General features: G+C 59.6%; 15 protein-coding genes. 4 read left to right on the top strand and 11 right to left on the bottom strand.

Translation table 11 applies throughout. From position 1 onward, the window contains the following. Nucleotides 1-20: 20 nt before the first annotated feature. Nucleotides 21-599 (top strand): DUF3109 family protein, encoded by a 579-nt coding sequence (locus CDA63_RS09715; RefSeq protein WP_088464260.1) that lies wholly within the window; start codon nt 21-23, stop codon nt 597-599. A gap of 89 nt (nt 600-688) precedes the next feature. Here CDA63_RS09715 and CDA63_RS09710 read toward each other — a convergent pair whose 3' ends face one another. The 11 genes from CDA63_RS09710 to CDA63_RS09660 all read right to left on the bottom strand — a co-directional run bounded on the left by CDA63_RS09710 (nt 689) and on the right by CDA63_RS09660 (nt 11,788). After that, entirely contained in the window at nt 689-2,506 is a 1,818-nt protein-coding gene (locus CDA63_RS09710; RefSeq protein WP_088464259.1) for an alpha-amylase, read from the bottom strand. 293 nt (nt 2,507-2,799) lie between these two features. Next, entirely contained in the window at nt 2,800-4,146 is a 1,347-nt protein-coding gene (accC, locus tag CDA63_RS09705) for an acetyl-CoA carboxylase biotin carboxylase subunit (RefSeq protein WP_088464258.1), read from the bottom strand. A gap of 117 nt (nt 4,147-4,263) precedes the next feature. Next, nucleotides 4,264-4,740, bottom strand: coding sequence for an acetyl-CoA carboxylase biotin carboxyl carrier protein (gene accB / locus CDA63_RS09700; RefSeq protein ID WP_088464257.1), 477 nt, complete (start codon nt 4,738-4,740; stop codon nt 4,264-4,266). A gap of 28 nt (nt 4,741-4,768) precedes the next feature. Next, nucleotides 4,769-5,332, bottom strand: a complete 564-nt coding sequence (gene efp, locus CDA63_RS09695; RefSeq protein ID WP_088464256.1) for an elongation factor P — start codon at nt 5,330-5,332, stop codon at nt 4,769-4,771. Nucleotides 5,333-5,442: 110 nt separating this feature from the next. Then, nucleotides 5,443-6,456 (bottom strand): beta-ketoacyl-ACP synthase III, encoded by a 1,014-nt coding sequence (locus CDA63_RS09690; protein ID WP_088464255.1) that lies wholly within the window; start codon nt 6,454-6,456, stop codon nt 5,443-5,445. A gap of 75 nt (nt 6,457-6,531) precedes the next feature. Continuing rightward, nucleotides 6,532-7,479, bottom strand: coding sequence for a phosphate acyltransferase PlsX (plsX, locus tag CDA63_RS09685; protein ID WP_088464254.1), 948 nt, complete (start codon nt 7,477-7,479; stop codon nt 6,532-6,534). 123 nt (nt 7,480-7,602) lie between these two features. Continuing rightward, complete coding sequence (gene rpmF, locus CDA63_RS09680; protein WP_088464253.1) at nt 7,603-7,827, bottom strand: 50S ribosomal protein L32; 225 nt, start codon at nt 7,825-7,827, stop codon at nt 7,603-7,605. A gap of 60 nt (nt 7,828-7,887) precedes the next feature. Continuing rightward, nucleotides 7,888-8,418, bottom strand: coding sequence for a YceD family protein (locus tag CDA63_RS09675; protein WP_088464252.1), 531 nt, complete (start codon nt 8,416-8,418; stop codon nt 7,888-7,890). Nucleotides 8,419-8,489: 71 nt separating this feature from the next. After that, nucleotides 8,490-8,855 carry a helix-turn-helix domain-containing protein gene (locus CDA63_RS09670; RefSeq protein WP_088464251.1) on the bottom strand — a complete coding sequence of 122 codons (366 nt, stop codon included), beginning with the start codon at nt 8,853-8,855 and terminating at the stop codon, nt 8,490-8,492. Nucleotides 8,856-9,096: 241 nt separating this feature from the next. Further along, nucleotides 9,097-10,155, bottom strand: coding sequence for a 4-hydroxythreonine-4-phosphate dehydrogenase PdxA (gene pdxA, locus CDA63_RS09665; RefSeq protein WP_088464250.1), 1,059 nt, complete (start codon nt 10,153-10,155; stop codon nt 9,097-9,099). A gap of 181 nt (nt 10,156-10,336) precedes the next feature. Further along, nucleotides 10,337-11,788 (bottom strand): leucyl aminopeptidase family protein, encoded by a 1,452-nt coding sequence (locus CDA63_RS09660; RefSeq protein ID WP_088464249.1) that lies wholly within the window; start codon nt 11,786-11,788, stop codon nt 10,337-10,339. A gap of 336 nt (nt 11,789-12,124) precedes the next feature. On the opposite strand from CDA63_RS09660, the gene rsmA reads away from it, so the two are divergent. The 3 genes from rsmA to CDA63_RS09645 all read left to right on the top strand — a co-directional run bounded on the left by rsmA (nt 12,125) and on the right by CDA63_RS09645 (nt 14,338). Further along, nucleotides 12,125-12,913, top strand: coding sequence for a 16S rRNA (adenine(1518)-N(6)/adenine(1519)-N(6))-dimethyltransferase RsmA (gene rsmA, locus CDA63_RS09655; protein ID WP_088464248.1), 789 nt, complete (start codon nt 12,125-12,127; stop codon nt 12,911-12,913). 118 nt (nt 12,914-13,031) lie between these two features. Beyond that, a complete protein-coding gene (locus CDA63_RS09650) occupies nt 13,032-13,328 on the top strand; it encodes a hypothetical protein (RefSeq protein ID WP_126546802.1) in 297 nt (98 codons plus the stop codon). A gap of 56 nt (nt 13,329-13,384) precedes the next feature. Continuing rightward, the gene (locus CDA63_RS09645; protein ID WP_088464246.1) at nt 13,385-14,338 is read left to right on the top strand and encodes an NAD(P)-dependent oxidoreductase; all 954 of its coding nucleotides are present in this window, start codon (nt 13,385-13,387) and stop codon (nt 14,336-14,338) included. Nucleotides 14,339-14,404: the final 66 nt, after the last annotated feature.

Below are 14,404 nucleotides of genomic sequence, written 5' to 3'. Positions count from 1 at the left end.
CACGAGAAACCAACCAGCATATGATCCAAATTCAGCACACCGTCATTTCCGACGACGTTCGGGACAACTTCTTCGTCTGTAACCTCGAAGCCTGCAAGGGCGCGTGCTGCGTGGAGGGCGACCTGGGCGCGCCCCTGGAGCCCGAAGAGCTGGACATCCTCAACCAAGAGTATGAGAACATCAAGCCCTTCCTCACCGATGCCGGCCGCGCCGCCATCGAGCAGCAGGGCCGCTACATCAAAGACTGGGAGGGCGATTTCAGCACCACCACCATCAACGACCGGGAGTGCGCCTACGCCCTCTACGACGAGCGGGGCATCCTCAAATGCGGCATCGAGCAGGCCTATCTGGCGGGGGCCACCAGCTTCAAAAAACCCATCAGCTGCCACCTGTACCCCATCCGCATCACGAAGTACGACGGTTTCGAGGCCCTCAACTACGACCGGTGGACCATTTGTTCGCCTGCCTGCTCGTTCGGGGCCAACCTGGGCGTGCGCATCTACCAGTTCTTAAAAGAACCCCTGATTCGTAAGTACGGCGAGGGCTGGTACGGGGAGTTGGTCCATGAAATTGAGCACGGTGAGGGAGCAGCTAAGTAGTGCGTCGTATCATTCTGCTACCCATAAAAGAGGAGGCCGGCCAAATGGCCGGCCTCCTCTTTTATGGGTAGCAGAACACGGGGTAGTGGCTAATTCTGCCAAGTGTCGGTTCGGGTGGTGGTGGTGCCGGAAGGGGTAAAGGCGCGGTTGGCGCCGCCTTCCCAGAGCACATTACCGGCCGCGTCTTTGCGCAGGTATTTGTACTGCACGGCCGTGTTGCTGGTCAGGTTCACGGTGCCGCTCCACTTGGGGTAGGCTGCGCCGCTGAGCTTGATGGCGCTGGCCGCGTTCCAGGAACCGAGCTGGGCCGTGCTGCCCACTACGTACACATCCTGGCCGCTGGTGGTGTTGCTGTATGTTACATTGAACGTTACGGCCGTAGTGCCCGAAGTGGGCGGGAGCATAGTGGTGGTGGCACCGGTTGGTACCCACACGGCATAGCCCCGGGCCGGCACCGAGAAGGTGGCGTAGCCGCTGGCGTTGGTGGTCACGGTGCCACTTACGTTGCCGGTCTGGTCGGTGAGGGTTGCGCTTTTGAAGGGCGTCGTGATGCCCTTGCTGCGGCTGGAACCACCGTCATTCAGCAACACCAGCAGGCCCTTGTGCGAGGCATCGCCGGCGCGGGAATAAGCGTACACATCGGCATCATTCACGCTGGTGTACTCGGTGGCCGCCCCGTAGGCGTTGGCCTGGCGAACCTGCATGAGTTTCTTAAGCTGGGCGCCCAGGCCGTATTCGTAGTAATCCTTGTAGAACACGCAGGGATAGCCCTTTTCGCGGGTCAGGATGTAGGCGTAGGCCAGCATTTTGAGGTTGGAAACCGGCGAAAACAGTGCCCCGCCCGTCTGGTCGGTGTCGTGGTTATCGACAAAGGAAACCGACAGCGCCCCGTTGGCTTCCGTGAAGCCGGCGAACTGCAGCCCGCGCATGTCCCAGCTACCGTTGCCGTTGCTCATGTCGGCGAAGGTGTAGTGCAGCGGTACATCAAACAGGCTGGTGCGGCCCCCGGTGGCGGCGGCGTAGTTGTTCATATCCTGGAGGTTCCGAAACCAGGCCTCACTGACGGCAAAGCGGCCGTTGGTTTTCACCGCATCGAGCCAGCGGTTCAGGTAGGTCGTCTGGATGTGCTTGGTGGCGTCGAGGCGGTAGCCGTCGAGGTTGAGCTTGGTGGTAATCCAGTTGCCCCAGCCGATGGTTTCGTTGGCGTTGTTGATATCGTTGTAGCGGATTTCCGAGCCCAGCAGGTTATCGTAGGCGTCGCCGTTGGCGTAGGGCTGGAAATCGTAGGCCGCCCACTGATACCACCCGTTGTTGGGCGCTTGCTGGGTGGCCGAGAAGTTGTACCAGTGCCACTGGTAGTTGCTGTAAGTATTGTTGCGGCCGGGGTACGTGAAGCTGGTGTACACGTTGTACTGGTTGTTGGCCAGTTCCTGGTTGTCGGCCGAGGTCAGGTGGTTCATCACCATGTCCTCGTACACCTGAATACCCTGCCCGTGCAGCGCCCCAATAGCAGATTGCAGCTGCCCGATAGTGCCGTAGCGGGTCGCCACGGTGCCTTTCTGGTTGAACTCGCCCAGGTCGTACCGGTCATACACGCCGTAGCCCACATCGTTCTTGCCGCTGCCCTTGTAAGCCGGTGGAATCCACATGGCGGTAATGCCGGCCGCTTTCAGCTCGGTGGCTTTGGCGCCCAGGTTCTGCCACCAAGTGCCGGCCGGGGTGCTCAGGGGCACATCCCAGTAAAAGCCCTGCATCATCACGCCGTTGGCCACCGTGGCGTTTTGCGGACTGGCGGCCGTTGCCTGGGGCGTAGGATAAGCCGGCGCGGCCGTTTCCTTGGAGCAGCCGGCCAATAGCGTGCCGGCCGTCAGCAGCCCGGCAAGGGCCACCGTCGATTTGCTTAGCATAGTTGTGGGTGTTTTGGTTGGAATAGTAGAACACCACAAGTATAAGCACGGTGAATAGGAATTGTGCAATAGTATTCGGGCTCTTGTAAATAAATAGTAAGTGCTTACTTACCCATATTTGTCTTGTTTTGGTTGATTAACGATGCCTCATTAACCGTGTTGAGTGAAGTTCAGCTGGTCTTTGAAATGGATAATGTTCTATTTGCCAAGTGTGGTGCTAGATTGATTTCCTGCCCAAACAAAAGGGCCGCCCTAATAGGGCGCCCTTGCGTAAGACCTTGGATCTGGCTTGCCTACAGGTCCGAGAAGTCGAAGGATGTTTCCAGGAACTTGGTCGTGAAGTCGCCGGCCTTAAACTGCTCGTTGTCCATGAGCTTGAGGTGAAACGGAATGGTCGTTTTCACGCCCTCCACCACAAACTCGCTCAACGCCCGCTTCATTTTCACGATGCACTCCTCGCGGCTTTGGGCTACGGTGATGAGCTTGGCAATCATGGAGTCGTAGTTGGGCGGGATGGTGTAGCCCGCGTACACGTGCGTATCTACGCGCACGCCGTGGCCGCCGGGAATGTGCAGGGTCGTGATTTTGCCGGGCGAGGGGCGGAAGTTGTTGGCTGGGTCCTCGGCGTTGATGCGGCACTCCATTGCGTGCATCTCGGGGGCATAGTTGCGGCCCGAAATCGGGATGCCCGCCGCCAGCTTGATCTGCTCCTTGATGAGGTCGTAGTTGATTACTTCCTCCGTCACGGGATGCTCCACCTGGATGCGGGTGTTCATCTCCATGAAGTAGAAATCCCGGTTTTTATCCACCAGGAATTCCACTGTGCCCACGCCCTCGTAACCGATGGCGGCGGCGCCGGCAATGGCAGCCGCACCCATCCGCTCGCGCAGATCGTCAGTCATGAAGGGCGAAGGCGCTTCCTCGACCAGCTTCTGGTGGCGACGCTGAATCGAGCAGTCGCGCTCCGAAAGGTGGCAGACGTGGCCCGCCTGGTCGCCGCAGATCTGGATTTCAATGTGGCGGGGCTCCACCACGAACTTCTCCAGGTACATGCCGTCGTTGCCGAAAGCCGCTTTCGACTCGGTACGAGCGTCGTTCCAGGCCTTCTCAAACTCGTCTTCCGAGTTGATGATGCGCATACCGCGCCCACCACCGCCAGCCGTGGCCTTGATGATGACCGGGTACTGGATTTCGGCAGCAATCCGCTTGCCCTGCTCCACCGATTCGAGCAAACCTACCGAGCCAGGCACCACCGGCACGCCGGCGGCAATCATGGTGGCTTTGGCCGAGGCCTTATCGCCCATCTGGTTGATCATGGCGGGTGAGGCGCCGATGAACTTGATGCCGTTTTCGTGGCATACCCGCGAGAATTCGGCGTTTTCGCTCAGGAAACCGTAGCCCGGATGAATGGCGTCGGCGTTCGTGATTTCGGCCGCCGCAATCAGCGTCGGGATACTCAGGTAGCTCTGGGCCGAGGCGGGCGGACCGATGCACACGGCTTCGTCGGCGAAGCGCACGTGCAGGCTTTCCTTATCAGCCGTCGAGTACACGGCCACCGTCTTGATGCCCATTTCCTTGCAGGTCCGAATCACGCGCAGCGCAATTTCGCCCCGGTTGGCAATCAGTATTTTTTTAAACACAGCTTTGGGGTAGAAGCGAGATGGTGAGAGGCGAGAGGTGAGCACACAGTCCAATAAATCCTAACGGAAAATAGAACGTAGTCTCACCTCTTACCACTCACCATCTCATGTCTCAAATTAAATCGCTTCAATCAGGAACAGCGGCTGGTCGTACTCCACGGGCGTGGCGTTGTCGACCAGCGCCTTCACGATGCGGCCCGACTGCTCGGCTTCGATTTCGTTGAAGAGCTTCATGGCCTCAATGATGCAAATCACCTGGCCCTTCTCCACCATGTCGCCTACCTGCACGAACGCCGGCGTTTCGGGGCTGCTGCTGCGGTAGAACGTACCAATCATCGGCGACTTCACTGGCACGGCCGTGCTGGCAGCCGGCGTTTCGGCGGCGGGGGCTGCGGCGGGACTGGCGGCGGCCGGGGCGGCTGGCGCGGCGGCGGGGGCCGCAACCTGTGGCGGGGCGGCCGACATAGTTACCTGGGGCTTGTAGTTGGCATCGCGCTGGACCGAGATCTTGAACTCGTCGGTTTCGATGTTGACTTTGTTCAGGCCCGATTTGGCAATGAAGTCGATGAGGTCTTGTAATTCTTTGGCTTTCATGGTGGTGGGAAAAGGCGTGGCAGGCTGCTTATTTGACGCGCTCGACGTAGCTGTAGTCAGCGGTTTTAATCCGAATCTTGGTGTCGGTATCAACGAACAGGGGCACCTGAATGCGCGCACCCGTTTCAACGGTGGCCGGCTTGAGCGTATTGGTCGCCGTGTCGCCCTTTAGGCCGGGCTCAGTATAAGTAACCACCAACTCCACAGTAGTCGGCAGCTCGGCCGTGAGGGGCTGCTCAGTCTCGGCATGGAACAGAATACCTACCTCCTGGCCTTCCTTCATCAAGTCGGCGAAGGGCACCATCTCCTCGTTCAGGACCACCTGCTCGAAGGTAGCATTGTCCATGAACGTGAAGCCGTAGTCGTCTTTGAACAGGTACTGGTGGGGGCGCTGCTCCACGCGGGCCGTTTCAATTTTCACGCCCGCATTGAAGGTGTTATCGAGGGTACGGCCGGTTTTAATGTTGCGCATTTTGGTACGCACAAACGCCGGGCCCTTGCCGGGCTTCACGTGCTGAAATTCGGTGATGACGTGCAGCTCGTTGTTGTAGTTGATTACGAGCCCGTTGCGGAAATCTGCGGTGGTGGCCATGTTTTCAAGTATGAAGTAAGAATTAGCAAATAAGAATTGAAAAATCAGGAATCAAAAATCATCCGTTAGCGGCACTTTGGGAGCGGCGTTGAGCGGCTAATTCCTAATTGTTAATTTTTACTTGCGGCAGCGGCGCCATCGTAGGCCCACTTGAGGTAGAGGGCGCCCCAGGTGAAGCCACCCCCGAAGGCGGCCACGATGAGGTTGTCGCCCTTACGCAACTGCTGCTCGTAGTCGGAGAGGCAGAGCGGGATGGTGCCGTTGGTGGTGTTGCCGTAGCGGTGGATATTGAGCATCACCTTTTCGGGGCCGATGCCCACGCGGTGAGCCGTGGCATCGATGATGCGCTTGTTGGCCTGGTGGGGCACAATCCAGTCGATGGTATCGGGGGTGAGGCCGTTGCGCTCACTCACCTGGGCGGCTACGTCGGCCATGCTTTTTACGGCAAACTTAAACACGGCGGCGCCTTCCTGATAAACGTAATGCTCGCGGGCCGCTACGGTTTCGGCCGAGGGCGGGCGGCGCGAACCGCCGGCTTTCTGGTGCAGGTACTGTTCGCCGCGGCCATCGGAGTGCAACTCCTGATCGAGCAGGCCGAGGCCCTCGTGGTTGGGTTCGAGCAACACGGCTCCGGCACCGTCGCCAAAAATGATGCAGGTCGAGCGGTCGGTGTAATCAATGATGCTCGACATCTTATCGGCCCCTACCACCACCACTTTTTTGTAGGTGCCGCTGGCCACAAACTGGGCGCCGGTAGCCAGCGCGTACATGAACCCCGAGCAGGCGGCCTGCATATCGAAGCTAAACGACTTGGTAGCTCCCACGGCCGCCGCTATGATGTTGGCCGTAGCCGGAAACACCAGATCGGGCGTGGTGGTAGCGCAGATAATCAGGTCGATGTCGGCGGCGGCCACGCCGGTTTTGGCCAGCAGGTTTTCCACTGCCTTAATGCCCATTACCGAGGTGCCCTGGTTTTCGCCCTTCAGAATGTGCCGCTCTTTGATACCGGTCCGGCTCAGAATCCACTCATCGGTTGTGTCCACCAGTTTTTCCAGCTCTTGGTTGGTCAGTACGTAGTCGGGCACGTAAGCACCCACCCCGGAAATGGCAGCGGTAATCTTCATGAGAGCAGAGAAGGGACGAAACAGGCGGTATGCAAAAAGTCCGACCCCAGAGAAGGACCGGACCTACCGCCGCATTCAGGACTTGAAGGTAGCTTTTATCTGGTCGGCAATGCCGGCGCTGGCCATCTGGTAACCTTGCAGCAACATATTGCAGATGGCAGTGGGCGTGCTCACGCCGTGGCCGATGATGGCGTTGTCGTTGATACCCAGAATGGGAGAGCCGCCAATTGACTCGTAGTTGAAGTGCGCAAAGAAAGGGTCGCCCATGCCTATGCCCTTGTCGGCCATGATGTCGTACACCGACTCGGCCATTTTCAGCAGCACGTTGCCCGTAAACCCGTCGCAGACCACCACATCGGCTTTGTCGTTGAACAGGTCGCGGCCCTCGATATTGCCGATAAAACGCAGGTGCGGGTTCACCTTTAGTAGCTGGTGCGCGGCCTGGCTGTTGGCCGTGCCTTTACCTTCTTCCTCGCCCAGGTTCATCAAGCCCACTTTGGGCTCGGCAATGCCGAGTACGTAGCGGGCGTAAAGGGAACCCAGTTCGCCGAACTGCTCCAGCATTTCGGGCTTGCATTCGGCGTTGGCCCCTACATCTAGCATAATGCCCATGCCTCCGTGGAGCTTGGGCACAAAGTTGGCGATGGCCGGGCGCAGTACGCCGGGCACGGGTTTTACGCTGAACATGGCCCCCACGAGCATGGCGCCCGTGTTGCCGGCCGAGCAGAAGGCTTCCACCTCGCCGGAAGCCAGCATCCGATACCCAACGGCAATGCTCGAATCCTGCTTCTGCTGGTAGGCTTTGGCCGGATGCTCGCCCATGTCGATGATCTGGGAGGCGGGTACCAGGATCAGGTCCTCGGCAGCAGCACCATGCTGCGCGAGCAAGGGGCGAACGGCGTCGGGCTGACCGATGAGTACTATCTGAGCCTTGCCTGCCAACTGTGCGGCGGCCAGCACGGCCCCATCGACGGCGGCCTGTGGGGCAAAATCGCCCCCCATTGCGTCCAGGGCTATCTTCATGAAAGGAAAGTCAAGAGGATCAGAATTTTTTTTTGGCTGTCAGCTAATAGCTGTTAGCCGTTAGCTTCCGTTTGGAGAAAAGCTAACAGCTAACAGCTATCAGCCATCAGCTAAAAAGGCCGGCTATTCGTCGTCGCTGTCGAGCGGAGCGGCGGCGGCTACCGGAGCGTAGTCCTTGATGGCTACTTTACCGTTCAGGTACAGGTCGCCGTCTACTACGTAGGCCTTGTGGCGAAGGTGCAATTCGCCGGTGTTGGCGCAGAGCGTAACGGGCTTAGGAGTGAGCTTGTAGTGGCTGCGACGCTTGTTGCGGGTGGCGGATGAGGTCCGCCGTTTAGGATGTGCCATGCTGAAAAAAAAGTAAAAAAGAAAAGTTGAAAAGTAAACGTCAGCGCGCCGCTAGGGCTGCTAATTAAGGTTGCGGAGCGCGTTCCAACGCGGGTCGGAATCGTCCTCATCATCGTCGGGCGCTTCGCCGCGGGTCGTGAAGATGAGTTTGGTTTTGGCGTCGGGCTCGTCGTCGGGCTCGTTCTGAAAGCGCGGGTGCAGCTTTTTCATGGGCAGCGCCAGTCCGATGTAGTCGAACAGGTGCTGGGCCAGTGGCAACGTCTGGGTATCGGGCGTGATTTGCAGCACGTTGTCGTCGAGCTCCTTTTCCTCGTCGCCGAAGCGCACAAGCAGTTGCTCGTGGGTGTCGATTTCTTGGTCGTAGTCGTCGAGGCTCCGGTCGCAAACCTGACGCACGGTGCCTTTCAGGTCGAAGTCGACCGTAATCAGGCGCTCCGTTTTGATCAGCGTCACGTCGGCGTGCATCTGGCCATCGGGAATGAGCTCCTGATCGAATTGCTCGAAGAAGGCCCGGTCGAGGTCGAACGCAAAGTGGTGCGTTTTATCGGCTAGCCGGGCTATGTTGATATTATAGGGAGAATCCTTCTTCACGGGAGGTAGTTGCAAGGGGGCAAAAGTATACACTTTTGCCCGGTATGTAAAAGCCGGGCAGGCGAAGGGGGTCAGGCGTTCTTGAGAATAAAATCCGACGGAATGCCCAGCCGCTCGTAGAGGCGCTTGGCCAGGTCCAGCGTCACGCGGCGCTTGCCGCTCAGAATCTGGGAGAGGCGGCTGGCGGGTACTTCCAACAGCTCGGCCAACTCCTTTTGCTTGAGGCGCATCTGCTGACGCTTGAGCTCAATCATTTCGGCCAGCGAAGTAGGTAAGTTCGGAATCGGCAACAGCCCGAGCTTGCCTTCATAAATATCAAGGGCCGTAATCAGCTCCCGAAATTCCGTTTCCAAGGCCGTGTTGCCCTCCACGCCGGCCGCCGCCAGCGCATCGAGGCGGCGCAGGGCAGTACGGTAATCGGCGGGGGTTTGGAGCATGTGATGAGCGGTTAGCTACTAGCTGATAGCGAAGGGCAAATAAAACGCCGGAACCAAGCCGGTTCCGGCGTCTCTGCTGCAAAGGTAAAACATGATTCTGAATTCGCAAAGAAACTTCCGATTTTGGAAAGAAAATTTCGAAAATGGAGTTAAATATGAGGGAGCCGTTTAGAAATTCAAAGGAACGTCATGCTTTGGCTGCGCGGCCGCCAGATCAAGCATGACGTTCTGAATTCCCTAGTTACTCCCTTCTACCGCCGCGTGGGGCGGGGGCGGGAATGAGAGGCTTGATTTCGGATTCGGACTGGCGGTAACGCACCAGTTCGCAGGCTAGGTACAAGGCTTCGCGGAAGGATGTTTCGTCGGCTTTGAACTGGCCGGCGATGCCGTACGCGGTGCCGTGGTCGGGGGAAGTGCGCACCACCGATAGGCCGGCCGTGTAGTTCACGCCCCGCTCGAAGGCCAGGGTTTTAAACGGAATCAGGCCCTGATCGTGGTAGAGGGAGAGCGTGGCGTCGAACTGCTTGAACTGGCCGGTGCCGAAGTAGCCATCGGCGGGGTAGGGGCCGTAAGTGAGGTGGCCCTGCTGTTGGAATTGCTGGAGTACGGGGGTCACGATGGTGGCTTCCTCGGTGCCGAGCAGGCCATTTTCGCCGGCGTGGGGGTTAAGGCCCAGCACGGCTACCCGGGGCTTCTCGATGCCGAAATCGTTCTTGAGCGAATTCAGCAAAATGCGCAGCTTGGCCGTGAGCAGCTCCTTGGTGAGGCGGCTGGCCACATCCTTGAGCGGAATGTGGCCCGTAACGGTGGCTACCCGCAAGTCGTCGGCCACGAGTAGCATCAGGCTTTCCTTGGCCTCGAAGAAGGTGGTCAGGAACTCGGTGTGGCCGGGGAAACGGAAGTCGTCGGCCTGGGTGTTTTCCTTGCTGATGGGGGCCGTGACTAGGGCGTCGAGCAGACCGGCCTTCAGGTCGCGGGCAGCGGCGAGCAGACTCTGGCGGGCCGCCGCGCCGCTGGCCGCGCTGGGCTGGCCGGGCGTGAGCTGCACGTCGTCGTCGCCCTCCCAGCAGCTTACGGCGTTGTGCTTGCCGGGGGCAATGTCGGCCGCCTCGCGCACCTGTCGGAATGTGAGCGGCTCGTGCTGGCCGTCGGTGGGAAAGTCGTCAAAAAGAACAGTGGCCGTGCCGTACACCACGGGCGTACAGAACTTGAGCAGGCGCGGATCGAGAAAGGTTTTATAGATGACTTCGGGCCCGATGCCGGCCAGGTCACCGACGGAAATACCAATTCGTGGGAGCATTCTTGTAGTAGGTCTTATGGGGTTAGGGCTTAGTGGGGCTGGGGAGGGCGGACAAAAAAGAATATCATGCTGAGTTGAGTCGAAGCAGCTCTACCGCAGTGGTAAACCTGTTAGTGGCAACGAAGCGGTAGAGATGTTTCGGCTGCGCTCAACATGACGTTCCTTTCCTGTCGTTCTGGCCTTACACCCGGCTCTTCAAAAACTCATACGTGAGGCGCACGGCGGTGCCGGTGCCGCCTTTGCCGCGGTAGGAGTCGGGGGCGGTGAGGAAGGCGGGGCCGGCAATATCGAAGTGTACCCAGGGGTAGCCTTCGGCGTAGCGCTCCAGGAACTTACCGGCCGAAATGGCGCCGGCTTCGGCCTTGCCCAAGTTGGTCATGTCGGCAATGGGGCTCTTGATGTGGTCGGCATACTCGTCCCAGAGGGGGAATTCTACCAGCCGCTCGTGGGTGGTGTGGCCAGCTTTCTTTAGGTCGGCCATTACGTCCTCATCGGCCGTGCCCATGTAGACGATGCCCTCGATGCCGATGGCGCGGGCCGCCGAGCCGGTGAGCGTAGCGTAGTCCATGACCAGTTCGGGGTCGTATTTTTTGGCGAAGGCCAGGGCATCGGCCAGAATCAGGCGGCCTTCAGCGTCGGTGTTGAGCACTTCTACCGTGAGGCCGCTGTACATCGTAATCACGTCGCCGGGGGCCAGGGCGGGGCCGCCGGGGCGGTTGTCGGTGGCCGGTACCAGCCCGATTACGTGCAGCGGCACCTTGTTCTTGGCCAGCGCCGTGAGCACGCCCACCACCACGGCCGAGCCGCCCATGTCGCACTTCATCAGGTCCATGCTGTTGGGTGTGGGCTTGAGGCTAAGCCCGCCGGTATCGAACACCACACCCTTGCCTACCAGCACGATGGGCTTGGCGTTGGTGGCCCCTTCAGGCTTGTACTCCATAATAGTGAACGTGGGCGGCTCGGGGCTGCCCTGGTTCACGGCCAGCAGGCCGCCCATGCGCAGGGCCTCGATGCGAACGAAGTCCAGAATTTCCACGTCGAAGCCGGCCGCGTCGCCAGCCTGCTCGAACTGCTGGGCCAGCTGAGTGGCGTTGAGGTGACTGTAGGGCATGTTCACCAGGTCGCGGGCCAGGTACACGCCCTGAAGCAGGCCGTCGAGCTCAGCTACTTTCTCGGCCGACAAATCGGGGCCAACCAGCGTGAGCTGCTGGAGCACCGGCGCTTTCTTCGATTTCTCGTCGGTTTTGTAACCCTCGAACTGGTAGGCGGTCAGGGCCAGGCCCTCAGCTAAAGCCAGCGAACCGCCGGCGGGCGTGAGGTTGCAGATGAACAGTTCCTCCACTTTATCGGCCTTGAGGCGGGCGTGGAGCTTATGGCCGGCCTTGCGCAGGGCCTCGCAGCCCAGGGCGGCCGTTTTCTTCTCCTCGGCCACCACGTAGTAGTGGTGGTGCGAGTACTGGTTCACGGCCACGAACTTCTCGTCGGCGGTCAGCTGGGCGGCCACGTACTGGCGGGCGGCCTCGGGCAGATCGGCGGCGGCTGTTACGGGCAGCTCCTTCGTGCCGCTGGGCAGAATGAACACGGTGCTGGCAATGGCGGGAAAATCGGCGGCGTAGGCGAGGGATAGGGGCATGGGAAGAAACAGGTAAAATGAGTGAGTCGGCCGCCTTGCAGCCCGCAGGCCGGCAGAAACGGCCGGCATCGGCGTATCTTTGACCGTGAAGGTAGGAAGTTTGGAGAAGTGAGACTATTGTCATGCTGAGCGTAGCCGGAGGCATAGTCGAAGCATCTCTACCGTTTCGTTGCAGCGCTAACCCAGGCGTCAGGATCACCACTGCGGTAGAGATGCTTCGACTTCGCTCCGTCTCTGCTTGATGCGCAGAATGCTCAACATGACACGTTCTTTTAATTCTCCTGGTCTTACTGCCCATCTTACTTCTCGCTTCTCATATCTCACTTCTCCAGAAGAATGGATTCCGTTAAAGCCAAAAAGCACCTCGGTCAGCACTTTCTCAACGACCCCAACATTGCCCGCAACATTGTGGAGGCCCTGCGCCTGCCTGATGAGGTGAAGCACGTGCTCGAAATCGGGCCGGGTATGGGCGTGCTGACCCAGACGCTGCTGCTGCACCCGGAGTACGAGACGGCCGTGGTGGAAATCGACCGCGACTCGGTGGCCTACCTGCAGAAGCACTACCCGGCCCTCGAAGACCGGATTTACTCCCAGGACTTCCTGAAAATGGATCTGACGGCGCTCTATGGAGAGCAGCCGCTGAGCATCATCGGCAACTTTCCCTACAATATCAGCAGCCAGATCTACTTCCAGATTCTGGCCCATCGCCAGCAGGTACGCGAGAGCGTGGGTATGCTGCAGAAGGAAGTGGCCGACCGCCTGGCCACCGGCCCGGGCTCCAAAACCTACGGCATCCTGAGCGTGCTGCTCCAGGCATTCTACGACATCGAATACCTGTTCACGGTGCCCCCGCACGTGTTCAGCCCGCCGCCCAAGGTGCAGTCGGCCGTCATCCGCCTCACCCGCAACGACACCGAACAGCTGGCCTGCGACGAAAAGCTGTTCTTCCGGGTCGTGAAGCAGGCCTTTTCTACCCGCCGCAAAACCCTGCGCAACGCCCTCAAGCCCTTCGGCATGCCTCCCGAAACCACCATCGACCCCATCTTCGACTTGCGCGCTGAGCAGCTCAGCGTGGCCGATTTCGTGGGGTTGACAAACCGAGTGGCGGAGAACAAGAGCGAGTAGAATGTTGGCTTCACGAAAAACAGTTCGCTGTTTATTGCTCTTAGCTGCGGGCTTATTCTTGCTGACTAACTGCCGGTGGGCACTTAGCCTGATACCTAATGAGGATAATATTACCCACGTGGCAGGACAATATTATACAGCGGCAATGGATGATGGGACGGCCTTGCATTGGTACCAAGACGATGCGGATTATGGCAGTGAACCACTCCTGGAAACGATATACAATACGCAGACCTGCGGGGAGTATCTGGTGGTGCGGGTTGGCGTTGAGCTTTATATGCTGTATCCAACTCAGGTGCAGTCGCTATCTGAAGCAAATGAAAGACGAATAGGGCCTTTAGAAAGAAAAGAGCTGATGCAAACGCTGACTCAAGTGGCTGCTGATACGATTCTTCACCAAGTAGGGCCTTTTTGAGAAGAGTGAAACGCATTCCGATTTTTAACTTTTAATTCTCAATTTTTAATTCAAAAATGTCCCTCTGCCTCGTCATCGACGACATGCACCCCAGCCTGCCGGCGTACCTGGAGCCGCTGGGCGTAACGCTGCACTACCGGCCCGACCTAACGGCCGCTGAGGTGCCCGCCGCCCTGGCTGACCACCCCTACGACGGACTGGTGGTGCGCTCCAAGCTGCGCGTGACCCGGGAGTTGCTGGCCCACGGCCCGCACCTGCGCTACGTGTGCCGGGCCGGGGCCGGGGTCGATAACATTGATGAAGCCGCTATGGTCGAGGCGGGCGTAACGCTGCTCAACGCCCCCGAAGGCAACCGCGACGCGGTGGGTGAGTACGCCGTGGGCCTGCTGCTAGCGCTGTTCCGTCATATTCCGCGGGCCGATGCCGAGGTGCGGGCCGGGCAGTGGCACCGCGAGGCCAACCGGGGCGAGGAAATCGGGGGTAAAATCATCGGGCTGCTGGGCTACGGGCACATGGGCCGGGCCTTTGCCCGCCGCCTGAGCGCCTTCGGCTGCACCGTGCTGGCCCACGACCACGACCCTGCCTGCCCGCCCGATGGGTATGCCACGTTGGTGCCGCTGGCTGAACTTCAGGCCCGCGCCGAGGTGCTGAGCCTGCACATCCCGTACTCGGCAGCCAACCACCATTTCGTGAACCAGGAGCTGCTGGCCGGCTTCGCGCAGCCGCTCTGGCTACTGAACACGGCCCGGGGCGAAGTACTCGACCACGCCGCGCTGGTGAGCCGCCTGCGTACCGGCCAGGTGCGCGCCGCGGCCCTCGACGTGCTCGAAAACGAGAAGCTCGCCACCCTCAGCCCCGAGCAGCAGGCCCGCTTCGACTACCTGCGCACGGCCGCCAACGTGGTGCTCTCGCCCCATATCGGCGGCTGGAGCTACCAGAGCTACGAGCGCATCAACGCCGTGCTGGCCCGTAAGCTGGGGGTGTTTCTGGGGCGGAAAAACGGGGAATGAATGAACGAGCGACCCGGTGAACGAATGAACAACAGAACCGTACGCATTCACCGAATCACTCATTCA

Source organism: Hymenobacter amundsenii (assembly GCF_002204745.1).
GTDB classification, from domain to species: Bacteria; Bacteroidota; Bacteroidia; order Cytophagales; family Hymenobacteraceae; genus Hymenobacter; species Hymenobacter amundsenii.
Note: the sequence above shows the minus strand (reverse complement) of the source record. Positions and strands in the feature narration are given on the sequence as shown.

Coding starts and splice junctions, on each gene's coding strand:
- plsX (WP_088464254.1), bottom strand. CDS start 7,479: ATGAAGATAGCCCTGGACGCAATGGGGGGCGATTTTGCCCCACAGGCC.
- CDA63_RS09715 (WP_088464260.1), top strand. CDS start 21: ATGATCCAAATTCAGCACACCGTCATTTCCGACGACGTTCGGGACAAC.
- CDA63_RS09660 (WP_088464249.1), bottom strand. CDS start 11,788: ATGCCCCTATCCCTCGCCTACGCCGCCGATTTTCCCGCCATTGCCAGC.
- efp (WP_088464256.1), bottom strand. CDS start 5,332: ATGGCCACCACCGCAGATTTCCGCAACGGGCTCGTAATCAACTACAAC.
- rsmA (WP_088464248.1), top strand. CDS start 12,125: ATGGATTCCGTTAAAGCCAAAAAGCACCTCGGTCAGCACTTTCTCAAC.
- CDA63_RS09690 (WP_088464255.1), bottom strand. CDS start 6,456: ATGAAGATTACCGCTGCCATTTCCGGGGTGGGTGCTTACGTGCCCGAC.
- rpmF (WP_088464253.1), bottom strand. CDS start 7,827: ATGGCACATCCTAAACGGCGGACCTCATCCGCCACCCGCAACAAGCGT.
- CDA63_RS09710 (WP_088464259.1), bottom strand. CDS start 2,506: ATGCTAAGCAAATCGACGGTGGCCCTTGCCGGGCTGCTGACGGCCGGC.
- accB (WP_088464257.1), bottom strand. CDS start 4,740: ATGAAAGCCAAAGAATTACAAGACCTCATCGACTTCATTGCCAAATCG.
- CDA63_RS09670 (WP_088464251.1), bottom strand. CDS start 8,855: ATGCTCCAAACCCCCGCCGATTACCGTACTGCCCTGCGCCGCCTCGAT.
- CDA63_RS09645 (WP_088464246.1), top strand. CDS start 13,385: ATGTCCCTCTGCCTCGTCATCGACGACATGCACCCCAGCCTGCCGGCG.
- pdxA (WP_088464250.1), bottom strand. CDS start 10,155: ATGCTCCCACGAATTGGTATTTCCGTCGGTGACCTGGCCGGCATCGGG.